This is a genomic window from Pseudomonas sp. GW821-FHT01C01 (assembly GCF_059422645.1).
In genome coordinates, this window is the sequence record NZ_JBWKXF010000047.1 from 14,944 (window position 1) to 40,370 (window position 25,427).

Annotated in this window: 20 protein-coding genes; 19 read left to right on the plus strand and 1 reads right to left on the minus strand. The window is 61.0% G+C overall.

Translation table 11 applies throughout. From position 1 onward, the window contains the following. Nucleotides 1–155: 155 nt before the first annotated feature. The 12 genes from AC07XF_RS22825 (at nucleotide 156) to AC07XF_RS22880 (ending at nucleotide 16,446) form a co-directional block, all read left to right on the plus strand. Entirely contained in the window at nucleotides 156–1,580 is a 1,425-nt protein-coding gene (locus AC07XF_RS22825; protein WP_495028276.1) for an amino acid permease, read from the plus strand. Between the two features lie 432 nt (nucleotides 1,581–2,012). Next, on the plus strand, nucleotides 2,013–2,804 hold the full coding sequence (locus AC07XF_RS22830) for an enoyl-CoA hydratase/isomerase family protein (RefSeq protein ID WP_495028277.1): 792 nt from the start codon (nucleotides 2,013–2,015) through the stop codon (nucleotides 2,802–2,804). Nucleotides 2,805–2,906: 102 nt separating this feature from the next. Continuing rightward, nucleotides 2,907–4,067, plus strand: coding sequence for an acyl-CoA dehydrogenase family protein (locus AC07XF_RS22835; RefSeq protein ID WP_007981552.1), 1,161 nt, complete (start codon nucleotides 2,907–2,909; stop codon nucleotides 4,065–4,067). An 18-nt stretch (nucleotides 4,068–4,085) separates the two neighbouring features. Beyond that, nucleotides 4,086–6,185 (plus strand): acetate--CoA ligase family protein, encoded by a 2,100-nt coding sequence (locus tag AC07XF_RS22840; RefSeq protein ID WP_495028278.1) that lies wholly within the window; start codon nucleotides 4,086–4,088, stop codon nucleotides 6,183–6,185. Between the two features lie 10 nt (nucleotides 6,186–6,195). Beyond that, a complete protein-coding gene (locus AC07XF_RS22845) occupies nucleotides 6,196–7,803 on the plus strand; it encodes a 5-guanidino-2-oxopentanoate decarboxylase (protein WP_495028300.1) in 1,608 nt (535 codons plus the stop codon). A gap of 24 nt (nucleotides 7,804–7,827) precedes the next feature. Then, a complete protein-coding gene (locus tag AC07XF_RS22850) occupies nucleotides 7,828–9,018 on the plus strand; it encodes a pyridoxal phosphate-dependent aminotransferase (RefSeq protein ID WP_495028279.1) in 1,191 nt (396 codons plus the stop codon). Further along, nucleotides 9,011–10,426 (plus strand): aldehyde dehydrogenase family protein, encoded by a 1,416-nt coding sequence (locus AC07XF_RS22855; RefSeq protein ID WP_495028280.1) that lies wholly within the window; start codon nucleotides 9,011–9,013, stop codon nucleotides 10,424–10,426. The genes AC07XF_RS22850 and AC07XF_RS22855 overlap by 8 nt, the downstream gene beginning before the upstream one ends. 97 nt (nucleotides 10,427–10,523) lie before the next feature. Further along, on the plus strand, nucleotides 10,524–12,125 hold the full coding sequence (locus tag AC07XF_RS22860; protein ID WP_495028281.1) for an ABC transporter substrate-binding protein: 1,602 nt from the start codon (nucleotides 10,524–10,526) through the stop codon (nucleotides 12,123–12,125). Between the two features lie 170 nt (nucleotides 12,126–12,295). Beyond that, a complete protein-coding gene (locus tag AC07XF_RS22865) occupies nucleotides 12,296–13,255 on the plus strand; it encodes an ABC transporter permease (RefSeq protein WP_116261327.1) in 960 nt (319 codons plus the stop codon). A 3-nt stretch (nucleotides 13,256–13,258) separates the two neighbouring features. Next, a complete protein-coding gene (locus AC07XF_RS22870) occupies nucleotides 13,259–14,086 on the plus strand; it encodes an ABC transporter permease (protein WP_495028282.1) in 828 nt (275 codons plus the stop codon). Nucleotides 14,087–14,088: 2 nt separating this feature from the next. Then, nucleotides 14,089–15,735 (plus strand): ABC transporter ATP-binding protein, encoded by a 1,647-nt coding sequence (locus AC07XF_RS22875; protein ID WP_495028283.1) that lies wholly within the window; start codon nucleotides 14,089–14,091, stop codon nucleotides 15,733–15,735. 9 nt (nucleotides 15,736–15,744) lie between these two features. Further along, entirely contained in the window at nucleotides 15,745–16,446 is a 702-nt protein-coding gene (locus AC07XF_RS22880) for an NAD(P)H-dependent oxidoreductase (protein ID WP_495028284.1), read from the plus strand. A gap of 100 nt (nucleotides 16,447–16,546) precedes the next feature. On the opposite strand, the gene AC07XF_RS22885 is transcribed toward AC07XF_RS22880, so the two are convergent. Next, the gene (locus tag AC07XF_RS22885) at nucleotides 16,547–17,647 is read right to left on the minus strand and encodes an RHS repeat-associated core domain-containing protein (protein ID WP_495028285.1); all 1,101 of its coding nucleotides are present in this window, start codon (nucleotides 17,645–17,647) and stop codon (nucleotides 16,547–16,549) included. Between the two features lie 455 nt (nucleotides 17,648–18,102). On the opposite strand from AC07XF_RS22885, the gene AC07XF_RS22890 reads away from it, so the two are divergent. From AC07XF_RS22890 to AC07XF_RS22920, 7 genes are all read left to right on the plus strand, one after another. Then, nucleotides 18,103–19,449: an outer membrane beta-barrel protein gene (locus AC07XF_RS22890; RefSeq protein ID WP_495028286.1), complete on the plus strand. Its 1,347-nt coding sequence runs from the start codon at nucleotides 18,103–18,105 to the stop codon at nucleotides 19,447–19,449. Between the two features lie 87 nt (nucleotides 19,450–19,536). After that, nucleotides 19,537–20,847, plus strand: a complete 1,311-nt coding sequence (locus tag AC07XF_RS22895) for an ABC transporter substrate-binding protein (RefSeq protein ID WP_495028287.1) — start codon at nucleotides 19,537–19,539, stop codon at nucleotides 20,845–20,847. A 25-nt stretch (nucleotides 20,848–20,872) separates the two neighbouring features. After that, the gene (locus tag AC07XF_RS22900) at nucleotides 20,873–21,598 is read left to right on the plus strand and encodes an ABC transporter ATP-binding protein (protein WP_495028288.1); all 726 of its coding nucleotides are present in this window, start codon (nucleotides 20,873–20,875) and stop codon (nucleotides 21,596–21,598) included. A gap of 3 nt (nucleotides 21,599–21,601) precedes the next feature. Beyond that, nucleotides 21,602–22,294 carry an ABC transporter ATP-binding protein gene (locus AC07XF_RS22905; RefSeq protein WP_495028289.1) on the plus strand — a complete coding sequence of 231 codons (693 nt, stop codon included), beginning with the start codon at nucleotides 21,602–21,604 and terminating at the stop codon, nucleotides 22,292–22,294. Nucleotides 22,295–22,296: 2 nt separating this feature from the next. Then, entirely contained in the window at nucleotides 22,297–23,160 is an 864-nt protein-coding gene (locus AC07XF_RS22910) for a branched-chain amino acid ABC transporter permease (protein ID WP_495028290.1), read from the plus strand. Next, complete coding sequence (locus tag AC07XF_RS22915; RefSeq protein ID WP_495028291.1) at nucleotides 23,160–24,182, plus strand: branched-chain amino acid ABC transporter permease; 1,023 nt, start codon at nucleotides 23,160–23,162, stop codon at nucleotides 24,180–24,182. Before AC07XF_RS22910 ends, AC07XF_RS22915 begins: the two co-directional genes overlap by 1 nt. Before the next feature lie 178 nt (nucleotides 24,183–24,360). Then, nucleotides 24,361–25,290 carry a LysR family transcriptional regulator gene (locus AC07XF_RS22920; protein ID WP_495028292.1) on the plus strand — a complete coding sequence of 310 codons (930 nt, stop codon included), beginning with the start codon at nucleotides 24,361–24,363 and terminating at the stop codon, nucleotides 25,288–25,290. Nucleotides 25,291–25,427: the final 137 nt, after the last annotated feature.

Here is a 25,427-nt window from a genome sequence, read left to right on the forward strand (position 1 = left end):
CTTACATGGCTTTCCAATAATCGACGCAACCGCCGCAGCGCGGTCTTCGAAGCTTATTGGAGATAATAATAATGAAATGCCGCAAAGCTGATTCCCCCCTGCGCCGTGACGTCCCGTCATGCGCTGTACACCTCACTGACTGCTGAGGTGCCGACATGAACGAAAACACTGATCGCAGCACGGGTCATAAAGGCATCCAGCTGACCCGTGCCCTCAAAAGCCGGCACATTTTCATGCTGTCCCTGGGCGGCGTCATCGGCACCGGGTTGTTCATGGGTTCCGGCGTGACCATCAACCAGGGCGGACCGGTCGGGGCGATTCTGGCTTATCTGGTCGCGGGTTTCCTGATGTACCTGGTGATGGTCTGCCTGGGCGAACTGTCGGTGCAGATGCCGGTGTCCGGTTCGTTCCAGACCCACGCCACCAAATACATCGGCCCGGCCACCGGGTTCATGATCGGCTGGGTGTACTGGATGAGTTGGGCCACCACCGTGGGCCTGGAGTTCACCGCGGCCGGCATGCTGATGACCCGCTGGTTCCCGCATGTGCCGATCTGGTACTGGTCGGCACTGTTCGTGGTGGTGCTGTTCGGCATCAATGCCCTGGCGACCCGCGCTTTCGGTGAAGCGGAATACTGGTTTTCGGGGATCAAGGTCGCGGCGATTCTCGGTTTCATCGTGGTTGGCGTGCTGGTGATCTTCGGCGTGATGCCCCTGAGCAGTGGTGCACCCGCGCCGATGATGACCAACCTGATCGGCGATTCGCTGTTCCCCAACGGCCTGTCGGCGGTGTTCGCGGTGATGATGACCGTGGTCTATGCGTTCCAGGGTTGCGAGATCATGGGCGTGGCGGCCGGTGAAACCGATCAGCCGGAAAAAAGCATTCCCCGCGCCGTACGCAACGTGGTGTTCCGCGTGCTGATTTTCTACGTACTGGCGATTGTCGTGCTGTCGGCCATCGTGCCATGGCAGCAGGCGGGTTTGATGGAAAGCCCGTTCGTGCAGGTGTTCGACATGGTTGGCATTCCCTACGCCGCCGACCTGATGAACTTCGTGATCCTCACCGCGATCCTGTCGGTAGGCAACTCCGGCCTGTATGCCTCGACGCGCATTCTGTGGGCAATGTCGAAAACCGGCATGGCGCCGAAAAGTCTTTCGCCATTGAGCAAGCGTGGCGTGCCATTGCGCGCCTTGAGCATCACCTTGTGCTTCGCGCTGGTGTCGCTGTTGACCAGTTTCGTCGCCGCCGACACCTTGTTCATGGTGCTGATGGCGGTGAGCGGCATGTCCGGCACCGTGACCTGGATTGTCATCGCGCTGGCGCAGTACAAGTTCCGCAAGGCTTATCTGCGTGACGGCGGCAAACTCAGCGACCTGAAATACCGCGCGCCATGGTTCCCGGTATTGCCGCTGATGTGCATCACGCTGTGCTGCTCGTTGTTCGTGTTCCTGGCCCTGGATGAAACCCAGCGTCCGTCGCTGTATTGGGGCTTTGGATTCGTTGCGCTGTGCTATGGCGCGTACTTCCTGATTCATCGCAAGCGTCAGGGCGTGTTGGCGCCGAGCTTGCCGACTGCCTGATTTCTTGAACTAAACACTTCCCCCCTGTGGGAGCGGGCTTGCTCGCGAAAGCGGAGTGTCAGTCACCATCAATGTTGACTGACAGGGCCTCTTCGCGAGCAAGCCCGCTCCCACAGTGTTTTTTGCGTACATGAAGATCCCTGTAGGAGCTGGCTTGCCAGCGAAAGCGGCCTTGAATCTTGCGTCAACATTGAAAGCGCCTTCGCCGGCAAGCCGGCTCCTACAGGTTGTGTCGCCATTTGTTCGAAGTTGTAACAGCCATCCCCGCAGCAAACCGAATTCAATCAATAAAACCTTTTAAAACAAAGTGTTAAACGATTGTTCAGTCCGTTACAGCTGAACTTTCTTCTAATTGCCGCCTTACTGAACACTCGTTTAGTATGGCCTCAAGTCGCATCACCTCAGACCAATCACAATAATTCGAGGATTCCCATGACCACTCAATCGTCGCTGCTCAGCCAGGTCGAAGCAGGCGTTGCCTGGATCACCCTCAATCGCACTGCCCAGCGCAATGCACTGGACATTCCGACGCTGAAAAACCTGCACACCTTACTCGACGGGTTCAATGCCGATCCAGCGGTGCGTGTGGTGGTACTGACGGGCAGTGGTCGCAGCTTCTGCGCTGGCGCCGACCTCGATGAATGGGCCGATGCCGAAGCCCGGGGCGCACTGGAAACCTACGGCTGGACCGAAACCGCCCACGCCTTGATGACCCGCCTGCACAGCCTGGAAAAACCGACCATCGCCGCCATCAACGGCACCGCCGTCGGCGCCGGGATGGACCTGACCCTGTGCTGCGACCTGCGCATCGCCGGGCAATCGGCGCGTTTCAAGGCCGGCTACACCAGCATGGCGTACTCGCCGGATGCTGGCGCCAGTTGGCACCTGCCACGCCTGATCGGCAGCGAACAGGCCAAGCGCCTGCTGTTCCTCGACGAATTGTGGGGCGCCGACCGTGCCCTGAGTGCTGGCCTGGTCGGTGAAGTCTGCGCGGATGATCAACTGTTGACCGTAGCCAGTGAACTCGCCGCACGCCTGGCCAGCGGGCCGACCTTCGCCTTCGCCCAGACCAAAAAACTCATGCGCGAAGGCGCCGAACGCAGCTTGCCCGAACAACTGCAGGCCGAGCTCGCCGCCGGCCTGTTGTGCGGCCGCAGCGAAGACGGCAACGAAGCCCTGCGCGCCGCCATGGAAAAACGCCCGGCACGTTTCGTCGGCCGCTAATCCGGCCTTCCACCGCCTTACACATCTTTTGTAGGAGCTGGCTTGCCAGCGAAGGCTTTTAGCCTCGTCCCCAATCTCTGTTAACGAACAACAGGTAGCACCATGAATTTCCAACTGACCCAAGAACAAGAAATGTTGGTGGACTCGGTACGCAGCTTCGTCGAGAAGGAACTGCTGCCCTATGAAGAGCAAGTCGACCGCGCCGACGAGGTGTCTCCGGAGCTGGCGGCGCAGATTCGCGGCAAGGCGATTGCCGCTGGTTTCTATGCTTTCAACATGCCCGAAGAAGTGGGCGGCGGTGGCCTGGATTACCTGTCCCAGGCGCTGATCGAGCGTGAACTGTCGAAGGTGTCCTGGGCGCTGCACGTGTTCGTCGCACGGCCGTCGAAAATCCTCATGGCCTGCACCGGCGACCAGATCAACGACTACCTGTTGCCGTGCATCCAGGGCGAGAAAATCGACTGCTTCGCCCTGACCGAGCCGGGTGCCGGTTCCGATGCCAATGCGATCAAGACCCGCGCCGTGCGTGAAGGCGACGACTTCATCCTCAACGGCAGCAAGCATTTCATCAGCCATGCCGGCCATGCCGATTTCGCCATCGTCTTCGCCGTCACCGACACCTACGAACACAACGGCAAAAAGCGTAACGCCGTGACCTCGTTCCTGGTCGACCGCAACACGCCGGGCATGACCATTCGCCGTGGGCCAAAGTGCGTGAGCAACCGTGGTTACCACACCTTCGAGATGTTCTTCGACGACTGCCGTGTGCCGGCCAGCAAAGTGCTGGGCGAAGTCGGCAAAGGCTGGGATGTGGCCAACGCCTGGCTGACCGCCGGGCGGGTGATGGTCGCGGCCAACTGCGTCGGTCAGGCCCAGCGCGCACTGGATGTGTCGTTGCAATGGGCGGCGGACCGCAAGCAATTCGGCCAGCCGATCGGCACCTACCAGGGCGTGTCATTCAAATTGGCCGACATGGCCACGCAAATCCGCGCCGCCGAACTGCTGACCCTGCACACCGCCTGGAAAATGGATCAGGGCACCATGACCGATGGCGAGGCCGGCATGGCCAAGCTGTTCGCCAGTGAAGTGCTGGGCCGTACCGCCGATGAAGCGGTACAGATTTTCGGCGGCATGGGCCTGATGGACGAAGGTCCGGTGGAGCGCATCTGGCGTAACGCGCGGATCGAACGGATCTGGGAAGGCACTTCGGAAATCCAGCGCCACATCATTTCCCGCGAGCTGCTGCGGCCGCTGCTGCGCTGATCGGACCGGAGAACAACCATGTCCCAGAAGATTCGTGACAACCTCAAACGCATGCTGGCGCCGCAACACGTCGCGTTTGTCGGTGGCCGCAGCATGGCGCGCGCCCTCAAGCGCTGTGCCGAGGGTGGCTACCAAGGGCAAATGTGGCTGGTCAATCCACAGCACGACAGCCTTGAAGGTGTGCCGTGCGTGCGCAGCGTTGCCGAGCTGCCTTGCGGCCCGGACGCCGTGTTCATCGCCACCAACCGCGAACTGACGCTGACTTGCGTGGCCGAACTGGCCGCCATCGGCGCCGGTGGGGCGATCTGCTACGCCTCGGGTTTCGCCGAAACCGGCGCCGAAGGCCAGGCCCTGCAACAGCAACTGCTCCAGGCGGCGGGCGACATGGCGTTGCTCGGCCCCAACTGCTACGGCCTGCTCGACTACCTGCACAGCTCCGCGCTGTGGCCGGTGGCCCACGGCGGTAAAGCGGTGGAGAAGGGCGTGGCGGTGCTGACCCAGAGCGGCAATTTCGCCTACAACCTGTCCATGAGCGACCGCTCGCTGCCGGTGGCCTACATGGCATCGGTGGGCAATCAGGCGCAACTGGGCGTGGCTGAATTGATGGACGTGCTGCTCGACGAGCCGCGAGTCACTGCCATCGGCCTGCACCTCGAAGGCCTGAAGAACGTGCCGGGTTTTGCCCGCGCCGCGCACAAGGCGCTGGAGAAGGGCATTCCGATCATTGCCCTGAAAACCGGCGTGTCGCAGATCGGTGCCGAACTGGCCTTGAGTCACACCAGTTCGCTGTCCGGCTCCGATGCACTGTACGACGCCTTGTTCGACCGTCTCGGCGTGATCCGCGTCAGCGGCCCGGTGAGTTTTGTCGAAACCCTGAAAGCCGCCGCATGCGGCAACCTGCCAATGGGCAACAGCCTGATCGCGCTGGCCTGTTCCGGCGGTGACGCCGGCCTGATTGCCGACTACGCCGAACGCAACGACCTGGGCCTGCCGAAACTCGATCAAGGGCAGGTCGGCGAACTCGCGCAAGTGCTGCCGAGCTACGCCAACCTGGTCAACCCGCTGGATTTCACCACGGCAATCTGGGGCGACGGCGAAGCATTGAACCGCATGCTCGACAGCGCGCTGCGCACCGAAGCCGATGCGGCGATGCTGGTACTCGACTACCCGTCGGAGTTCACCGGCGAGCGCAAGGAATGTGACCTGCTACTGGAGCTGTACTGTGCGGCACTGCAACGTCACGGCAAGACCGGTTTTGTCACGTCGGCGTTCCCCGAATTGCTGCCGGCCCATGCCCGTGAGCGTCTGCACGCGCAAGGCGTCGCGGCCTTGCAGGGCGTTGAAGACGGGCTGGCCGCGTGGGGCCGCATCGCCGGTTATCAGCGCAATCGCCAGGCCTTGCTGGCTTTGGGCGAATCGGCACTGGTGCCGCTGTGCCCGCACGCACTGGAAGGCGAGGGGCGCTTGCTCAATGAATGGGATTCCAAACAGGCGTTGAAAGCCTTTGGCCTGCCGACGCCAAACGGCGTATTGAGCACCCCGGAACAAGCCCTGAAGGATGCCGAATCACTGGGCTATCCGCTGGTCTTGAAAGCCGTCAGCGCACAGCTTCCGCACAAAACCGAGGCCGGCGCCGTGGCGCTGAACCTCAAGGATGGCGCGGTATTGAGTGCGGCGCTGGAGAAGATGCGCGCGAGCATTGCCGTTTACGCCCCGGGCGTAGCGTTCGATCAGCTGTTGCTGGAGCCAATGGCCAAACCGCCACTGGCCGAACTGATCGTGGGCATCAAACGCGAAAACGATTTCGGCCTCGCGCTGGTGATCGGTGCCGGCGGCATTCTGGTGGAATTGCTCAAGGACAGTCGCAGCCTGTTGCTGCCGACCACCGACGGCGCCATCCGCAATGCTTTGCTCAGCCTGCGCAGCGCGCCGTTGCTGCAAGGTTTCCGTGGTCGCGAGTCCGCAGACCTCGACGCCCTGGTGACTGCAATTCGCGCCGTGGCCGATTACGCCTGCGAAAACGCCGGGCAATTGCTGGAACTCGATGTGAACCCATTGTTGGTCGGTGCCCAAGGCACGACTGCGGTCGATGCGTTGATTCGCCTCGGCCACGAGTGAGGACATGAATATGCAAAGCAAAACCTTGACCGGTGGCCAGGCCCTGGTGCGTCTGTTGGCCAACTACGGCGTCGATACCGTGTTCGGCATCCCCGGCGTACACACCCTGGAGCTGTATCGCGGCTTGCCCGGCAGCGGCATTCGCCACGTGCTGACCCGTCATGAGCAGGGCGCCAGCTTCATGGCTGACGGTTATGCCCGGGTCAGCGGCAAACCCGGCGTGTGCTTCGTCATCACCGGCCCCGGCGTGACGAACGCCGCCACCGGTATCGGCCAGGCCTACGCCGACTCGATTCCGATGCTAGTGATTTCCAGCGTCAACCACAGCGCCAGCCTGGGCAAGGGCTGGGGCAGCCTGCACGAGTGTCAGGATCAACGGGCGATGACCGCGCCGATCACGGCGTTCTCGGCCGTGGCGCTGACCGCCGAAGACCTGCCGGAACTGGTCGCCCGTGCCTACGCGGTGTTCGACAGCGAGCGGCCGCGCCCGGTGCACATCTCGGTGCCGCTGGATGTGCTATCGGCGCCGATCGCCCGTGACTGGAGCAACGACGTGGTGCGTCGTCCGGGCCGTGGTCCGGCATCCGCCTCTGCGCTTGACCAGGCCGTGGCCAAACTCAAAGACGCGAAGCGACCGATGATCATCGCCGGTGGTGGTGCATTGAATGCCGTGCAGGAACTGAGCGAACTCAGCACACGTCTCGCTGCGCCACTGTTCACCAGCGTCGCCGGCAAGGGCCTGCTGCCACCGGATGCACCGCTCAACGCCGGTTCCTCCCTCTGTGTGGAGCCGGGCTGGAACCTGATCGCCGAGGCCGACGTGGTGTTGGCGGTCGGCACTGAAATGGCCGACACCGACTTCTGGCGCGAACGCCTGCCGCTCAAGGGTGAACTGCTACGCGTCGATATCGACCCGCGCAAATTCAACGATTTCTACCCCTGCGCAGTGGCGTTGCATGGCGATGCACAACAAACCCTCAGCGGTTTGCTTGAGCGCCTGCCATCGGACGTGCGTGATGCCGGCACTGCGATTGCCTCGGTTGCCGCGTTGCGTGAAGCGGTCAAGGCCAGCCATGGCCCGTTGCAGTCCATCCATCAATCGATTCTCGAGCGTATTGCCGCGGAGCTGCCGGAAAACGCCTTCATCAGCACCGACATGACCCAGCTTGCGTATACGGGTAACTACGCCTTTGACAGCCTGGCTATCCGCAGCTGGTTGCATCCGACCGGCTACGGCACCTTGGGTTATGGCTTGCCGGCGGGGATCGGCGCCAAGTTCGGCGCACCGCAACGGCCCGGTCTGGTGCTGGTCGGCGACGGTGGTTTCCTCTACACCGCCCAGGAACTGGCGACCGCCGTCGAAGAGCTGGACAGCCCGCTGGTGGTGCTGCTGTGGAACAACGATGCGCTTGGGCAGATCCGCGACGACATGCTCGGTCTGGACATCGAACCCATCGGCGTACTGCCGCGCAATCCGGATTTCGCCGCCCTCGGTCGTGCGTTCGGCTGCACCGTGACTCAGCCGCAAAACCTGACGGAGTTGCAGGCTGACTTGCGCCACGGCTTCAAGCGCAACGGCGTGACCCTGATCGAACTCAAGCACGCCTGTGCGCACTGATCTGTATTTCAAGGGGATGAAGCCATGCGCTTTTCCGATCTGACTCAACGAATCGCCGGCGACGGCGCCGCCGCCTGGGATATTCATTACCGTGCGCTAGCCTTGCGCGAGCAAGGCGCAGACATTCTGCTGTTGTCCGTGGGTGACCCGGATTTCGATACGCCGCAGCCTATCGTGCAGGGCGCCATCGACAGCCTGCTGAGCGGCAACACTCACTATGCCGAGGTGCGCGGCAAGCGTGCGCTGCGTGAAGCCATCGCCAAGCGTCATCAACAACGCAGCGGCCAAAGCGTTTCGGCCGATCAGGTCACCGTGCTGGCCGGGGCGCAATGTGCGCTGTTCAGCGTGGCCCAATGCGTGCTGAATCCGGGTGACGAAGTGATCGTCGCCGAACCGATGTACGTCACCTACGAAGCGGTGTTCGGTGCCTGCGGCGCCGTCGTGGTGCCGGTGCCGGTGCGTTCGGAAAACGGCTTTCGCGTGTTGCCTGAAGATGTCGCCGCGCGCATCACCCCGCGCACCCGGGCCTTGGCGCTGAACAGTCCGCACAACCCGTCCGGCGCGAGTCTGCCGCGCAGCACGTGGGCTGCTTTGGCCGAGTTGTGTATCGCCCACGACCTGTGGCTGATTTCCGATGAGGTCTACAGCGAATTGCTGTTCGACGGCGAACACGTCAGCCCGGCGAGTCTGCCGGGCATGGCGGAGCGCACGGCGACCCTCAACAGCCTGTCGAAATCCCACGCCATGACCGGATGGCGCGTGGGCTGGGTGGTGGCGCCGCCATCGCTGGCCGCGCACCTGGAAAACCTCGCGCTGTGCATGCTCTACGGTTCGCCGGATTTTATTCAGGACGCTGCGGTCATCGCGCTGGAAAGCAACCTGCCGGAACTGGAAGCCATGCGTGAAGCCTATCGCCAGCGTCGTGATCTGGTGTGCGACAGCCTGGCCGGCTGCCCCGGTGTGCGGGCGTTGAAACCTGACGGCGGCATGTTCGTAATGCTCGATATCCGCCAGACCGGGCTCAGTGCCCAGGCGTTTGCCGACCGTCTGCTGGATCGCCACGGCGTGTCGGTATTGGCGGGCGAGGCCTTTGGCCCGAGTGCGGCGGGGCATATCCGACTCGGTCTGGTGGTCGGCGCTGAACCGCTGCGCGATGCCTGCCAGCGCATTGCCCGTTGTGCCCAAGAACTGATGGAGGCTCAGGTTAATGCTTAATCACAACGCATTGTTTATTGATGGGCGCTGGCAAAAACCGTCGGGGCAAGGGATCGCCGAGGTGATCAACCCGGCCACCGAGGAAGTGTGCGGCAGTGTTCCGCTGGGTGATGAACTCGATGTAGAAAACGCTGTGGCAGCTGCACGCCGGGCATTCGCTTCATGGTCGCGCACGCCGTCCAGCGTGCGGGCCGGTTACATCAGCGCACTGGCCGGGCAATTGCGTGCCCGCGCAGATGAGATGGCCTCGGTCATCACCACTGAATTGGGCATGCCGGTGCAATGGTGTCGCTCGGTGCAGGTCGACGGGCCGATCATCGGCCTTGAGCAGTACGTCGAACTGGCCGGGCTGATGGACGAAGTGCGCGAAGTCGGCAATTCGCTGGTGATCCGCGAGGCAGTGGGCGTCTGCGCGTTCATCAATCCGTGGAACTACCCGCTGCACCAACTGATCGGCAAACTTGCCCCGGCCCTGGCCGCCGGTTGCACCGTGGTGGTCAAGCCAAGCCAGGAAACGCCGCTGCATGCCTTCCTGTTGGCGCAAATGATCGAGGACATCGGTTTGCCTGCCGGGGTGTTCAACCTGGTCAGCGGGCCGGGCTCGAAAGTCGGCGAAGCGCTGGCCAAGCATCCGGACGTGGACATGGTGTCGTTCACCGGCTCCACCGGCGCCGGAGTGCGGGTCGCACAAGCGGCGGCACCTTCAGTCAAGCGCGTATGCCTGGAACTGGGCGGCAAGTCGCCGTTGCTGATCGCCGAGGATGCGGACCTGGACGCGGCCGTGCGCTACGGCGTGCAGGACGTGATGATCAACTCCGGCCAGACCTGCACCGCGTTGACCCGCATGTTGCTGCCGGCCAGCCGTTACGCCGAAGCCGTGGAAATCGCCCTGCAAGAGACCCTGAGCCTGCGCATGGGCGATCCCCTCGACCCGCAAAGCTTCCTCGGCCCGATGTGTTCGGCCGGGCAACGGCGCACCGTGCTCGATTACATCAAGGTCGGCCAACAGGAAGGCGCACGGCTGCTGTGCGGCGGTGACACGCCGTCGGCGTTCGAGCGCGGCTTCTATGTCAGCCCGACGCTGTTCGCCGATGTCGACAACCGCATGCGCATCGCCCAGGAAGAAATCTTCGGTCCGGTGCTGTGCCTGATCCCTTATGCCGATGAGGCGCAAGCGGTGCAGATGGCCAATGACTCGCCATTCGGCCTGTCCAGCGGCGTCTGGGCCGGCAGTGCCGAGCGTGCCTTGCACCTGGGCCGGCAGATGCGCGCCGGTCAGTGCTTCCTCAATGGCGCGGCGTTCAATTATCAGGCGCCGTTCGGTGGCTACAAACAGTCGGGTAACGGTCGCGAATGGGGTGAGGAGGGGCTGAACGAGTTCGTCGAAGTGAAGGCGATCCAGGTGTGACGGCTGGCGATTCAAACGTTGTATGCACCGGGCCCTGGCCCGGTGTCTTGCGTGGTTTTGAACCGGTATTCCATTAGCTTTTATCAGGGGCAATGCAATGAGCGATAACAAAAACAAGATTACTCAAGCGAACCATGAATTCAGTTTTCCACGTCGAGACTTCTTGAAGTACAGCGCGGCGGCTGCGGCGATGGCCGGGGCGTTCTCCATGGGCCTGCCGTTTGGCGCTTTCGCTGAAGAAGCCAAGCCCAAACCCGGCGGCGTGTTGCGCCTGGGTCTGGCCGGTGGCAGCACCACCGACTCGAAAGATCCGGGCTCGTGGAGCGACACCTTCACCTTCGTCGGTTTCTCGGCGGTCTATAACACCCTCACCGAAATTGCCGTCGACGGCACCGCGATCCCGGAACTGGCCGAGAGCTGGACCTCGACCCCGGACGCGCGCGTCTGGACCTTCAAAATCCGTCAGGGCGTGACCTTCCACAACGGCAAGACCCTGACCGCCGATGACGTGGTGGCATCGATCCAGCATCACCTCGGCGAGAAATCCACCTCGGCGGCCAAGACCGTACTCGGTGACGTGGCCAAAGTCAGTGCCAACGGCAACGACAGCGTGGTGTTCGAGCTGCACTCGGGCAATGCTGACTTCTCTTACGTGGTCGCCGATTACCACTTGGCAATCATGCCCGGCAAAGATGGCGTGGCGGACTGGCAGGCCGGCGCCGGCACCGGTGGCTATCGTCTCAAGGACTTCGAACCGGGCGTGCGCATGACCCTGGAACGCAGCCCGGATTACTGGAAACCGGGACGGGCGCACTTCGCCAGTGCCGAACTGATTGCCATCGCCGACGGCGCTGCACGGGTCAATGCGCTGGTTACCGGGCAAGTGGATGTGATCAACAAGGTCGACCTGAAAACCGTCGCGCTGCTCAAGCGCAACCCGAACCTGGTCATCGAAGAAACCAAAGGCGCCCAGCACTACACCTTCCCGATGCTCACCGACAGTCAGGCGTTCCAGAACAACGACGTGCGCCTGGCGATGAAACACGCGATCAACCGCGAAACCCTGCTGGCCTCGGTGTTGCACGGTTATGGCCTGGTGGGTAACGACCACCCGATCCAGCCCGGCAGCCGCTTCATTAACACCGCGCTGGAACAACGCACCTACGATCCGGACAAGTCGCGCTTCTACCTGAAAAAGGCCGGTCTGGATTCGCTCAAGGTGCGCCTGCAAGCCTCCGACGCGGCCTACACCGGCGCCGTGGACGCCTCGGTGTTGTTCAAGGAACAGGCGCGTGCCGCCGGGATCGACATCGACGTGGTGCGCGAGCCGGCCGATGGTTTCTTCTCCAACGTGTGGATGAAACAACCCTTCACCACTTCGTTCTGGTACAGCAGCCTGACCGCCGACCGCATGTTCAGCATCGGCTACGCCAAAGGCGCGGCGTGGAACGAAACCCACTGGGACAACCCGCGTTTCAATCAACTGCTCAACGCCGCTCGCGGCGAAATGAACGACCCGCTGCGCCGCGAGATGTACAACGAAATGCAGGCGCTGTGCCGGGACGAGGGCGGGGCGATTGTGCCGCTGTTCGCCAGCTCCGTGGCGGCGCGTTCCAACAAGGTCGTTCATGGCGGGCAAACCGCACCCTATGGCGAACTGGATGGCCTTCGGGTGATCGAGCGGTGGTGGCAGGCGTGAAACCGGGATCTATCGAACGGTGAAGATCAACTGTGGGAGCGGGCTTGCTCGCGAATAGAGTCTGTCAGCTGACTCAGTTGGCGACTGACACGCCGCTTTCGCGAGCAAGCCCGCTCCCACAGTAGACATTTAGTGTCTTCAAAGGCGTGCCCAATTCAAGGAACTGCACGATGAGAAGTATTTTCAAGCTGTTGGGACAGCGCCTCGCATTAGGCCTGCTGTCCCTGTTCGCCGTTTCAGTGATCATCTTCCTGGCCGTCGGCATGCTCCCGGGCGATATCGCCCAGGCGATGCTCGGCCAGTCGGCCACCCCGGAAACCGTGGCGGCCTACCGTGCGCAACTGGGGCTGGATATGCCGCCATTGACCCGCTTCGGCCACTGGATCTGGCACTTGCTGCAAGGCGACCTCGGTGTATCGCTGGCCAACCAGCGGCCGATCGCTGAACTGGTCGGCGCGCGTTTGGGCAACACCTTCAGCCTGGCGCTGTTGGCGGCATTGGTTTCTGTGCCGTTGGCCTTGTTGCTGGGGATGCTCGCCGCGTTGTACCGCAACAGTTGGTTCGACCGTTTGCTCAACACCTCGGCCCTGAGCGCGGTGTCGTTCCCCGAGTTCTTCGTCGCCTACATTCTGATCCTGGTATTTGCGGTGAAGCTCAACTGGTTCCCGAGCATTTCCAACCTGGCGCCGGACGCTTCGCTGGGTACGATCCTGCAGCGCTCGGTGCTGCCGGTGGCGACCCTGAGCCTGGTGGTGATCGCACAGATGATGCGCATGACCCGCGCCTCCCTGATCAACCTGTTGGCCAGCCCCTACATCGAAATGGCCCGGCTCAAGGGCATCAGCCAGTCGCGGATTATCTTCCGCCACGCCTTGCCCAATGCCCTGGCACCCATCGTCAACGTGGTCGCCCTGAACCTGGCGTACCTGGTGGTCGGTGTGGTGGTGGTCGAAGTGGTGTTCGTCTATCCGGGCCTTGGCCAGTTGCTGGTGGACTCGGTGGCCAAGCGTGACATCCCGGTAGTCCAGGCCTGCAGCCTGATCTTTGCCGCGACCTACATCCTGCTCAACACCAGCGCCGATGTGCTGTCGATTGCCAGCAACCCACGCCTGATGCATCCGAAGGGGTAGACCATGAGCCTGTTAAAACAAGTGTGGCGGGCGCCGTTGAGCGCCAAATTCGGGTTGTCGATGATCTTGCTGTACGTGCTGGTGGCGGTGTTCGCGCCGGTATTGGCACCGTTCGGCGAAACCCAGGTGGTGGGTGAGGGCTTCGCGCCGTGGAGCGGGCAGTTCCTGTTGGGCACCGATAACCTGGGGCGTGACATGTTCAGTCGCCTGGTCTATGGCGCGCGCAACACCCTGGGCATTGCCTTCCTGACCACCGTGCTGGCGTTTCTGCTCGGTGGCTTGAGCGGTCTGATCGCGGCGATCAAGGGCGGTTGGGTCGATCAGGGCCTGTCGCGGGTGGTGGATATCCTGATGGCCATTCCGCAACTGATCTTCGCCTTGCTGATTCTCAGCGTGGTCGGCACCACGGCGACTTCACTGGTGTTGGTGATTGCGTTGCTGGATGCGACCCGGGTGTTTCGGCTGTCGCGGGCCGTGGCGATGAACGTGGTGGTGCAGGACTTCGTCGAAGCTGCGCGCCTGCGCGGTGAAGGCTTGTGGTGGCTGGTCACCCGCGAAGTGTTGCCCAACGCTGCCGCGCCGCTGATTGCCGAGTTCGGCCTGCGCTTCTGCTTTGTGTTCCTGTTCATCAGTGCGCTGTCGTTCCTCGGCCTGGGCATTCAACCGCCCACCGCCGACTGGGGCAGCATGGTGCGTGACAACGCCGTACTGATCACCTTCGGCGACATCAGCCCGTTGCTGCCCGCCCTGGCCGTGGCGTTGATCACGGTCAGCGTCAACTTCGTCGTCGACTGGATGCTGCACAAATCCAGCGGCCTCAAGGAATGCTGAACATGACGACCACAAAACCTTTGCTGGAAATCCGCAACCTGCACATCGAAGGCCACTACGAGGATGCCTGGCACCCGCTGATCAAGGGCATCGACCTGACCCTGCAACGCGGCGAAGTACTGGGGCTGATTGGCGAGTCTGGCGCGGGCAAGTCGACCCTCGGCCTGTCAGCCATGGGCTACACCCGCGACGGCTGCCGGATCACCGGCGGCTCGGTGCACTTCGATGGCATCGACTTGCTCAATGCCAAGCCTGAAGCCCTGCGCAAACTGCGCGGCCTGCGTATTGCCTACGTGGCGCAGAGCGCAGCAGCCTCGTTCAACCCGGCCCATCGGCTGATCGATCAACACGTCGAAACTGCCGTGAAAAACGGCGGCATGAGTCGCGACCAGGCCATGCGCGACGCGGTGGAACTGTATCGGGTACTGCGCTTGCCCAATCCCGAAACCATTGGCCAGCGCTATCCGCATCAAGTCTCCGGCGGCCAGTTGCAGCGAGTCATGACCGCCATGGCCATGGCTTGTCACCCGGACCTGATCATCTTCGACGAACCGACCACCGCGCTCGACGTCACCACCCAGATCGAAGTGCTCGCCGCCATTCGCGATGCTGTCGCGACCTACGGCAGCGCGGCGATCTACATCAGCCACGACTTGGCGGTGGTGGCGCAAATGGCCGACCGCATCATGGTGCTGCGCCACGGCAAGCTGGTGGAGGAGGCCGAGACCCGCCAGATGCTCGGCGACCCGCAGGAGGACTACACCAAGTCTTTATGGGCAGTGCGCAGTTTCCGCACCGAACCCAAGGCCTTACCGCAACAGGAACAGCCGCTGCTGGAACTGCGCAACAGCTGTGCCAGTTACGGCCAGCAACCGGTGCTGCACGACGTTTCCATGAAGCTCTATCGGGGCCAGACCCTCGCGGTGATCGGCGAATCCGGCAGCGGCAAAAGCTCCACGGCGCGGCTGATCACCGGTTTGTTGCCGCCGACTTACGGCCAGGTGTTGTACGACGGCGAAGCCTTGCCGGCGGACTTTCGCCAGCGCAGCAAGGAACAACTGCGGCGCATCCAGATGATTTACCAGATCCCCGACACCGCGCTGAATCCACGTCAGCGCATCGTCGATATCATCGGCCGGCCGCTGACTTTTTATCTGGGCCTCAAGGGCAAGGCCATGCGCGCCCGGGTCGCCGAACTGCTGGAGATGATCGAACTCGACCCGGCCACCTTCATGGAGCGCCAACCCCGGGAATTGTCCGGCGGGCAGAAACAACGCATCTGCATCGCCCGGGCGCTGGCGGCCGATCCGCAACTGATCATCTGCGATGAAGTGACCTCGGCACTGGACCAACTGGTGGCCGAAGGCGTATTGAAATTGCTCAACCGCATCCAGCAACAACTGGGTGTCGCATACCTTTTCATCACCCACGATGTTGCTACTGTTCGGGCGATTGCCGATGAGGTATTGGTGATGCAACGGGGCAGGGTGGTGGACCACGGCTCGCGCAGCCAGATTTTCACCCCGCCACATCAGGACTACACCGGGCTGCTGTTTTCTTCCGAACCGCAAATGGACCCCGACTGGCTCGACCGGTTGCTGGCCGCACGCGCTTCCAAACCTACTACCGATACGCTGGAAAAAGTCTAAGGAACCACCATGAAAGTACTGATCGTCCACGCTCACCCGGAGCCGCAATCCTTCACCGCCGCCCTGCGCGACCAGGCTGTCGCCACCCTCGAAGCCCAGGGCCATGAAGTGCAGGTCAGCGACCTGTACAAAATGAACTGGAACCCGGTGGCCAGCGACGCCGACTTCTCAAATCGGGAAAACCCCGAGTACCTGGTCTATGCCCTGGAACAACGCCTGGGCGTGAAAAGCCAGTCGCTGGCGCCGGATATCCAGGCCGAACTGGACAAGCTGTTGTGGGCCGACCTGTTGATCCTCAACTTCCCGATCTTCTGGTTCTCCACCCCGGCCATGCTCAAGGGCTGGATCGATCGGGTGCTGGTGTCCGGCATCTGCTATGGCGGCAAGCGCTTCTATGATCAGGGCGGTCTGGCCGGCAAGAAGGCGCTGGTGACGGTGACCCTGGGCGGGCGTGAACATATGTTCGGCGAAGGTGCGATCCACGGTCCGCTGGAAGACATGCTGCGGCCGATCCTGCGCGGCACGCTGGCGTACGTCGGGTTTGATGTGCTGGAACCGTTCGTGGCCTGGCATGTGCCGTACATCAGCGACGAAGCGCGCCAGCAGTTTTTGGTTGATTACGGCCAGCGGCTGCAACACCTGAGTGATGACCAGCCATTGGTGTTTCCGAAGTTGGCGGAGTTTGATGAGCAGCTTTATCCGCTGATGTAGATAAGCAACTGCCAGCTCCTGATTGAAACAATGCCCCATCGATTGATCCCCTGTGCGAGCACAATCGATGGCCTCTTGAATGAGCGACGTACCTGCTCCATTAACGGAAGTTTTCATCTCTAATCGATGCCAATTTGTTTTCCAGTGTGGACCTTGTTTGTCGCATGGGTGATATGCGTTGCTGATAATTTTCCGCTAGTTGCATGAATCTGCCACGGTCTCGGTTAGGATTAACGTGACTCCCCTGTGAAGCAATCCAGTCAAGATTGGAGATACTCAGCTTGTCGCTAAAATGACTACTGGTTTCTTCATAGAAATGTTTAATGGTATTAGTTTCTGATATTTTAAATTTTGCTTTGCTTTTTATGAATCTATTTAGTGGGTTTGGTAGTTGGCTGGAGTCTATTCTGCTATCTGAATTGATAGCGTCTGCCGCAATGTCTTGCAAGGAGATTTGTTGTGATTTTAGAGGTGGTGCGTAGGAGTTACTTTTGTCCGCTTTAAAGGTTTTCTGCAATAGTTCTTCAGTTGTGTCGAGTTCCTTTAATATTATTTTCATTTCCCTTCTTGCACGCATCGCCTGCACTATTGTTATTTCCGGCCGCATCTTAAAAGTTGTGCCATCTATCTTTATGGTTCGTGTAAATAGTGCTCTGAAGAAAGCCGATGGCGATTTTCCATCTGGGTCGCCTTGATTTACAGGATCTCCCAAGCAATACGCATACGAATTCAGCCCGCCTTTTCCAAACGGACTCAAGCTATCCGGACTATTAAACCGCATCAACACCGGATTAAACGCCCGATACCCATTCCCCAACAAGTAATGCCCGGTCACCGGGTCCGGTTGTTCACCGTTGAACCCCAGCAAACTGGTCAGCCCGCTTTCGGTGGGGCGATGGCCGTAGGGGGAATACGCGATGGGTTGTTTCTGGTTTGCCTTGAGCGTATGCAACACCGAACGTTGCAGGTCTGTCGCCAGCAGGGTCGTAACAAGCCCACCGTTGTGGCGCTGGTGCTGGGCCAGCAGCAAGTCACCGTGCTGAACAATGGAGTGCCCGACCGCACCTTGTACCTCGGTGGCCAGGCGGCTTTTGCAGTAGAACCGCTGAAGCTCTGGGGTCGCTGATTGGGCGTGGCCGATCAGGCGATCAAGCGGGTCGTAGCGGTACTGGCAGAGCAGGGTTTGCTGTGGGGATGGCATAGGTCGCGCTCCTGGTGTTCAGAAACTGTCAGGGCTCAAGTATCGACTTGACTGATTCGGGTGGGTACTAGCAGAACTGATAGGAGAGGGGGGCATCCAAGAATGCCTGACTGACACAATTCCCCCCTGTGGGAGCGGGCTTGCTCGCGAATGAGATCTGTCAGTTGACCCAGATGGCGACTGACACACCGCCTTCGCGAGCAAGCCCGCTCCCACAGTTTGATTTTCAGTGCGTTCGAATCCCCGCGCCATTGTTCTGAATACGCAAACACTGATGTCGCCGAGAATGGAATTGTTGGTGCAGTGGTGGACTTGTAGCCTCCATTACGCCGAACACCACGATCTGCCTACGATCGAGTGGAGCCCGGGCCAGGGCTCATCAAGACGTCATACCTTGTTTTCGGCCTCATGCCCCTTCGGGGGATTGGCGCCTAATAAAAATAAGGAAGGCAGGTATGAGTATTCGTGCATGGGTTTGCGCAGCAACCCTGTTCGCGCCCGTTCTGGGTGCGGACGTCATGTTCCCCTCAATGGCTTGCGCCGCGGACGATCCTATGGGTTCGCTGGTGCGCAATGTGTTCGGCGACAGTCTTGAGCGTGAACACGGCATCAAGATCTATGGCTGGGGCCAGGTGGGTGTGAGCTACAACAACAACGGCACGGATGACGTCAGCAAACAAAGCTTCTTCACTACCGATGAAGGCTTCAACCTCAACCAGTTCGCCCTGGCCGTGGAGAAAAAACCCAAGAGCAATGTGGTCGGTCGTGTCGGACCGTTTCCCGGGCCGATGCCGCAAGAAGCCGACTGGGGTTTCAACGTCACGGCGCTGTACGGCAAGGACGCGCGCTTCTTCAAGACCTACGGCTGGGATGAAGACCTGAGCGTCAATCGCAACAACAAGGCCGAAGATCCGGCGTTGACCATTGCCCAGGCGTACGCTGATTTTTACTTCCCGGTGCTCGGCGGTTCGGATCTGATGATCGGGATTTTCCACACGCCGCTGGAAAACGAAATCGGCTTCGCCTTGCCATCCCCGGCACCGACGGACTTCTACTCGCATACCTATTCATTCATGCACGGCCCGGCCAAACATGCCGGTGCGCTGTACTCGTTCAAACTGCCTTCGAAACCGGGCGAAAGCATGCTCGGCTTCGAACTGGGCGTGGTCCAGGGCTGGAACAACCTGCAGGATCCCAATCACTCGCCAGACGTGATCGCTAACGTACGCTGGCGCTCGGCGGACTTCGGCACCTGGATCGACTGGGAAAACATCTACGGCAACGGCGCTGGCGACAGCTTCGCCGAATGCAGTTGCGGCTCGCCGCTGCCGGCGGGCACCAAGGATGACGACTACAAGCGCCTGGCGTCTTATCTGACCCTTTCGCAAGTCATCGATCCAAACAACCGCGTGGCGCTGGAGTTGAACTACGGCAAGCAGGAGCAGGGCGCTTTCGCCGGGTTTGCCAACAAAAAAGACGCCACCTGGTACGGCACGGACGTTAACTGGTACCACAAGCTTAGCGAAAACCTGATGTGGAACAGTCGCGCCGAGTGGTTCTACACCGACGCCCCGGTCCACGTGATGATGGCCAACATCGACCCGCACACCGGCATTCCCGATCCAACCTGGGGCAGTTTCTACGGTGTCACCACCAACCTGGCCTGGACACCGACACCCAACGTGCGCCTGCGCCCGGAACTGCGCTACGACATCCATTCAGGCCCCGGCCGTGATGCCTATGCCGACGGCGAAAAGGATTCACAAGTGGTCGCGTCATTCGACGTCAGTTTCTTTTTCTAAACGGATTTCCCTGCTTTACCCCAGACCCTGCGTGATGGCCCGGCCACACGCGGCGACCCTGTTCGTCCAGGCTTTTGGAGTACTTACATGACAGACAACAACGATAAGAACCTGTTTGGCCGCGACTTCTCACGCCGTGATTTCCTGCGCGGCACCGGCGTCGCTGCCGGTGGCGTGGCGCTGTCCAGCCTGCCGTTCAACTTTGCCATCGGCAGCGAGCGGGTGATCAAGCTTGGCTATGTCAGCCCGCAGACCGGGCCGTTGGCGCCGTTTGCGGCGGCCGACAACTACATCATCGAGTCGCTCAAGCAAGTGCTGAAGAATTCGATCAATGTCGCGGGCAAGGCCTATCGACTGGAGGTCATCGTCAAGGACAGCCAGTCCAACCCCAACCGCGCGGCGGAAGTGGCGAGCGAGCTGATTCTCTCGGACCAGGTCGACCTGATGCTGGTGTCGTCGACCCCGGAAACCACCAACCCGGTGTCCGACCAATGCGAAATCAACGAGATTCCATGTATCTCCACCGTGGCGCCGTGGCAGCCGTGGTTCTTTACCCGTGGCGGCAAACCGGACCAGGGCTTTGAGTGGACGTACCACTTTTTCTGGGGCCTGGAAGATGTGATCGGTACTTACAGCGCCATGTGGGGGGCGATGCCGTCCAACAAAGTTGTCGGCGGTCTGTTCCCCAACGATGGCGACGGCAATGCGTGGGGCGACCAGAAGCTCGGTTTCCCGCCGGTACTGGCGCAAAAGGGCTTTCAACTGGTCGACCCTGGCCGCTTCCAGAGTCTGACCGACGATTTCTCCGCGCAGATTGCCGCGTTCAAAAAGGCCGACGTCGAGATCGTTACTGGCGTGGTCATCCCGCCGGACCTGAGCACGTTCTGGACCCAGGCCCGGCAGCAAGGCTTCAATCCGAAAGCCGTGTCGGTGGGCAAGGCATTGCTGTTTCCGACGGCAGTCGAGGCATTGGGCAAGGCCGGCAACAACCTGTCGACCGAAATCTGGTGGAGCCCGACGCATCCGTTCAGCTCGTCATTGACCGGCGCCAGCGCCGGCCAATTGGCCCAAGGCTTTACCCAGGCGACCGGCAAGCAGTGGACGCAACCGTTGGGGTTCGTGCATGCCCTGTTCGAACTGGCCGTGGACATCCTCAAGCGCACCGAAGAAATCGGCAACGCCCAAGCGGTCCGCGATGCCTTGCTCAAAACCAACCTCAACACCGTGGTTGGCCCGATCAACTGGAGTGGCGGGCCGGTGAAGAACGTCGCCAAGACACCGCTGGTCAGCGGCCAGTGGCGACTGGGCAAGGACAATAAATACGACCTGATCGTGACCAGCAATGCCACCGCGCCAGCGATTCCGCTGGGCGGCGAAATGCAGGCCATTACGTATTGATCGCGCAAAAGGACACCGGTGCACCATGCAACAGCCACTTCTACAAATGACCGATGTGCACAAAAGCTACGGCGAGGTGAAGGTCACGGATGCCATGAGCCTGAGCCTGCAACCGGGTGAAGCCCTGGGCATTATCGGGCCCAACGGCGCGGGTAAAAGCACGTTGTTCAACTTGATCGCCGGTGGCGTAGCGGCCGACAAAGGACAGATCCATTTCGAAGGCCGCAACGTCACCCGCGAACCCGTGTTCAAGCGCTGCCAGCAAGGCATTGGCCGCTCTCATCAGATTCCGCATCCGTTCGTGAAAATGACCGTGTTCGAGAACCTGCTGGTGGGCGCGACCTTCGGTGCGCGGCTACGTGACAACGAAGCCAGCCAGTGGTGTGCGCAAACACTGGAGCTCACCGGCCTGATGCGCAAGGCCAACGTGCTGGCCGGCTCACTGACCTTGCTCGACCGCAAACGCCTGGAAATGGCCCGAGCCTTGTCGACCCGACCGCGCCTGTTGTTGCTCGACGAAATTGCCGGAGGCCTGACCGAACCGGAATGCCTGGCACTGGTGGAAACCATTCAAGGCATCCACAAGTCCGGCGTCGCCATCATCTGGATCGAGCACATCGTGCATGCCTTGCTGGCGGTGGTCAGTCGCCTGACGGTGATCAACTTCGGTGCCAAATTGGCCGAAGGCGAACCGCGAAGCGTCATGGCCGATCCACGGGTCCAGGACATCTACATGGGCATCGGGAGCTGACGCATGCTGACCATCGAAAAACTCTGCGCCGGCTACGGTGATTTTCAAGCGCTGTTCGACATCAGCCTGACCCTGGAACAGGGCGAAACCGTGGCGATCATCGGCTCCAACGGCGCGGGCAAGTCGACGTTCCTGCGCTCACTCGCCGGGCTGATCAAAAATCAGCCGGGCGCCATCCACTTCAAGGGCCAGGCCATCGGTGACCTGGCGGCCAATCAGGTGTTGGAGCGGGGCATCGCGCTGGTGCCGGAAGGCCGCAAGCTGTTTCCCTCGCTGACGGTCGAAGAAAACCTGTTGATCGGTGCCTACAGCAAACGCCCCGGTCCATGGACCCTGGCGCGGATCTATCAGCTGTTCCCGGTGCTGGAAAAACTACGCAAGCGTCCCGGCACTGCGCTGTCCGGCGGCCAGCAGCAAATGGTTGCGATTGGCCGGGGCCTGATGGCCAACCCGCATTTGCTGTTGTGCGACGAAATCAGCCTGGGCCTGGCACCGACGACGATCAAGGACATCTACGCTGCGCTGCCCTCGATCAAGGCTGACGGCACCACGGTGATTCTCGTCGAGCAAGACATCAATCAGGCACTGAGTGTGTGTGACCGCTTCTATTGCTTCCAGGAAGGGCGCGTGTCCCTCACCGGTCGGCCTGGGGATGCGGACAAAGCGCAAATCAAAGCCGCGTATTTCGGGATCTAGATATGGAATGGCTCAATACTTTGCTGCAAGGCATGTTGCTCGGCGGCCTGTACGCGATGTTCGCGGTGGGGTTGTCGTTGATGTTCGGCATCATGCGCCTGGTCAATATCGCCCATGGCGATTTCATCGTCCTGGCGTCGTATCTGGCACTGATGGTGGTCAATCATCTGGGGTTCAGCCCGTTGGCGAGTCTGCTGATCGTGGTGCCGCTGATGTTCTGTTTCGGCTATCTGCTGCAACGGCTGTTGCTCAACCGCACGCTGGGCACGGACATCCTGCCGCCGTTGCTGGTGACGTTCGGCCTGTCGATCATTGTGCAGAACGTGCTGCTGGAATTCTTCAGTGCCGACAGCCAAAAACTCGCTCAAGGAGATCTGGAGGTGGCCAGCGTCGGCATTGGCAGCCTGAGCGTCGGCGTGATGCCGCTCATTGTGTTCTGCAGTGCACTGCTGATCATTGGTGGCCTGCAATTGCTGTTTTACAAAACATCGTTGGGCCGGGCGTTTCGCGCCACCTCTGATGACCAGCACACCGCACGGCTGATGGGCGTCAACAACGCGCACATTTTCGGCCTGGCCATGGCGCTGGCGATGGCCGTGGTGTCGATTGCCGGCGTGTTCCTGGCGATCCGCACCAGTTTTGATCCTACGGTCGGGCCGGCGCGGCTGTTGTACGGCTTCGAAGCGGTGATCATCGGTGGCCTGGGCAGCCTGTGGGGCACGTTGGCCGGAGGGGTGATTCTCGGCGTTGCGCAAACCCTGGGGGCAAAAATCGATCCCGGCTGGCAAATCCTCGCCGGTCATCTTGTGTTTCTGCTGATCCTGGTCGTGCGCCCGCGTGGCCTGTTTCCCCGGAGTGTCGACTGATGAATGCCTTGAACAACCCCGCGCTCAGGTTTCGCGTACAACGCACGACCACCAGCAGCACCATCGGCCTGTCGTTGCTGGGCCTGTGCGTATTGATCTTGCTCAGTGCACCCTTGTGGGCCGACCGGGCGAGCCTGCGCCTGGTGGTGGAGTTCGCCTATTACCTGGCATTGGCGCAAATGTGGAACTTGCTGGCGGGCTACGCCGGCATGGTCTCGGTAGGGCAGCAGGCCTTCGTCGGTTTGGGCGGCTATCTGCTGTTTATGCTGGCGAGCCAATTCGGTGTGCCGCCTTTGGTGGCGGTGTTGCTTTCAGGCGTGTTGGTGGCGCTGTTGGCGATTCCCACGGCGCTGATCGTGTTTCGTCTGCGTGGCGCCTACTTCGCCATCGGTACATGGGTGGTGGCGGAGGTCTTCCGTTTGGGCCTGGCGCAGATGAGCAGTCTGGGTGGCGGTTCAGGGCAAAGCCTGCCGGCGGCGATTGTGCGGCAGATCGGCAATGACCGGGACGGACGTGAAACGCTGATCTATTTCACTGCGCTGGCCATCGCCATTGCCGCCGTGGCAGTCGTGTTCTTTCTGTTGCGTTCACGTCAGGGCCTGGCACTGGCATCGATTCGTGATTCTGAACCAGCGTCCGGCAGTCTCGGGGTGGATACGTTCCGTACCAAGCTGATGGTCTATGTACTGGCCGCTGGTTGCACGGGTGTGGTCGGGGCGCTGATCTTCCTGCAAAAACTGCGCATTTCCCCGGACGCTGCGTTCAACCTGCAGGACTGGACGGCGGTGGTGATCTTTATTGTGATCATCGGTGGCATCGGCACCCTGGAGGGACCTTTGATCGGTACGCTGATTTACTTTGTGCTGCGCGGTTGCCTGGCGCAGTACGGTGCGGTGTACATGATTATCCTCGGCGTGGTTGCGGTGGTGATGATGCTCAAGGCTCCGCAAGGGGTGTGGGGACTGATCAGCGAACGCCTGGGCTGGCAGGTTTTCCCCATGCAGCGCCGGTTGTCCGTGTAGGAGCGAGCTCGCTCGCGATGGACGTTAACGATGATGCGGATAACCTGACTCACCGCGGTGCTCTCTGGATTTTCGCGAGCAAGCTCGCTCCTACAGGCAGGTTTTCTCACTGGATATGGAGCGACAGGCTAACCTCGCTGTTGCGACAAGAACAAAAGCCGCCAGAGAACCTGCCCCCATGGATCGTTTACTCAGTGTCGAAGCCTTTGTGAGGGTTGCTGAAACCGGCAACTTCGCCAAGGCGGCCCAGCAACTGGGCGTGACCCGCTCGGTGATCACCCACCGCATTCAGCAACTGGAACAGTTCATCAACGCGCCGCTGTTCCACCGCAGCACGCGCCATGTACGGCTTTCCGAAGTGGGCGAGACCTACTACAAGGAGTGCGCCGACATGGTCGCGGGTTTCAACTCGCTGACCGAGCACATGCGCGAACAGCGGGCCAAACCCACCGGCAAATTGCGTGTGCAGATGCTGCCGGGGTTTGCCATCGGTCACTTCGGCCGCATGCTGGCCGAGTTCACGCGGTTGTACCCGGACATCGAAGTGGACGTGATCGTCAATGACCGGGTCGTCGACCCCATCGAAGAAGGTTTCGATGTGGCGTTCCAGATGTTCCCGCCCATGGCCGAAACCCTGATCGAGCGCAAGCTGTTCAGCGTGCGCCGACTGTTCTGCATGTCGCCCGATTACGCCGGCGAATTCGGCGTACCAACCCATCCCCAGGAGTTGCTGCAACACAAGATCGCCTTGTACGAAGGCTATCCGTCGCGCAACCGCTGGATCTTCACCCGCGACGACGAGCAAGTGGAACTCAGCCTGCCGGGCCAAGTGCGCTCGAATTCGGTGCATTTGCTGCGCGATTACGCGCAAACAGGGGTGTGCATTGTCTGCCTGCCGACCCTGGTGGCCAGCGATGACTTGCTCAGTGGCCGCTTGATTCCGGTGCTGCCGGAATATGCGTTGTCCTCTTTCAACTTCTCGGCGGTGTATCCCGCCACCCAGCGCCGGGCCTTGAAGGTCCGTACGTTGATCGACTTTCTGGTGGACAACTTCGGCGATGAGCCATGCTGGGACAAGCCCTTGCTGGAGCGTGGCTGGGTCCGCTGAGTCAATACACGAACCCTGTAGGAGCGAGCTTGCTCGCGAAGCTTTCCAGTGCGCCGCGTGCATCCAGACAGAACGTGTTTTCGTTAACGTCCATCGCGAGCAAGCTCGCTCCTACAAGGGTTGCTCTGACGCCAGTG

Excerpts from the sequence above, each read along its gene's own strand:
- AC07XF_RS22825 (WP_495028276.1), top strand. The coding sequence starts at position 156 with ATGAACGAAAACACTGATCGCAGCACGGGTCATAAAGGCATCCAGCTG.
- AC07XF_RS22830 (WP_495028277.1), top strand. The coding sequence starts at position 2,013 with ATGACCACTCAATCGTCGCTGCTCAGCCAGGTCGAAGCAGGCGTTGCC.
- AC07XF_RS22835 (WP_007981552.1), top strand. The coding sequence starts at position 2,907 with ATGAATTTCCAACTGACCCAAGAACAAGAAATGTTGGTGGACTCGGTA.
- AC07XF_RS22840 (WP_495028278.1), top strand. The coding sequence starts at position 4,086 with ATGTCCCAGAAGATTCGTGACAACCTCAAACGCATGCTGGCGCCGCAA.
- AC07XF_RS22845 (WP_495028300.1), top strand. The coding sequence starts at position 6,196 with ATGCAAAGCAAAACCTTGACCGGTGGCCAGGCCCTGGTGCGTCTGTTG.
- AC07XF_RS22850 (WP_495028279.1), top strand. The coding sequence starts at position 7,828 with ATGCGCTTTTCCGATCTGACTCAACGAATCGCCGGCGACGGCGCCGCC.
- AC07XF_RS22855 (WP_495028280.1), top strand. The coding sequence starts at position 9,011 with ATGCTTAATCACAACGCATTGTTTATTGATGGGCGCTGGCAAAAACCG.
- AC07XF_RS22860 (WP_495028281.1), top strand. The coding sequence starts at position 10,524 with ATGAGCGATAACAAAAACAAGATTACTCAAGCGAACCATGAATTCAGT.
- AC07XF_RS22865 (WP_116261327.1), top strand. The coding sequence starts at position 12,296 with ATGAGAAGTATTTTCAAGCTGTTGGGACAGCGCCTCGCATTAGGCCTG.
- AC07XF_RS22870 (WP_495028282.1), top strand. The coding sequence starts at position 13,259 with ATGAGCCTGTTAAAACAAGTGTGGCGGGCGCCGTTGAGCGCCAAATTC.
- AC07XF_RS22875 (WP_495028283.1), top strand. The coding sequence starts at position 14,089 with ATGACGACCACAAAACCTTTGCTGGAAATCCGCAACCTGCACATCGAA.
- AC07XF_RS22880 (WP_495028284.1), top strand. The coding sequence starts at position 15,745 with ATGAAAGTACTGATCGTCCACGCTCACCCGGAGCCGCAATCCTTCACC.
- AC07XF_RS22885 (WP_495028285.1), bottom strand. The coding sequence starts at position 17,647 with ATGCCATCCCCACAGCAAACCCTGCTCTGCCAGTACCGCTACGACCCG.
- AC07XF_RS22890 (WP_495028286.1), top strand. The coding sequence starts at position 18,103 with ATGAGTATTCGTGCATGGGTTTGCGCAGCAACCCTGTTCGCGCCCGTT.
- AC07XF_RS22895 (WP_495028287.1), top strand. The coding sequence starts at position 19,537 with ATGACAGACAACAACGATAAGAACCTGTTTGGCCGCGACTTCTCACGC.
- AC07XF_RS22900 (WP_495028288.1), top strand. The coding sequence starts at position 20,873 with ATGCAACAGCCACTTCTACAAATGACCGATGTGCACAAAAGCTACGGC.
- AC07XF_RS22905 (WP_495028289.1), top strand. The coding sequence starts at position 21,602 with ATGCTGACCATCGAAAAACTCTGCGCCGGCTACGGTGATTTTCAAGCG.
- AC07XF_RS22910 (WP_495028290.1), top strand. The coding sequence starts at position 22,297 with ATGGAATGGCTCAATACTTTGCTGCAAGGCATGTTGCTCGGCGGCCTG.
- AC07XF_RS22915 (WP_495028291.1), top strand. The coding sequence starts at position 23,160 with ATGAATGCCTTGAACAACCCCGCGCTCAGGTTTCGCGTACAACGCACG.
- AC07XF_RS22920 (WP_495028292.1), top strand. The coding sequence starts at position 24,361 with ATGGATCGTTTACTCAGTGTCGAAGCCTTTGTGAGGGTTGCTGAAACC.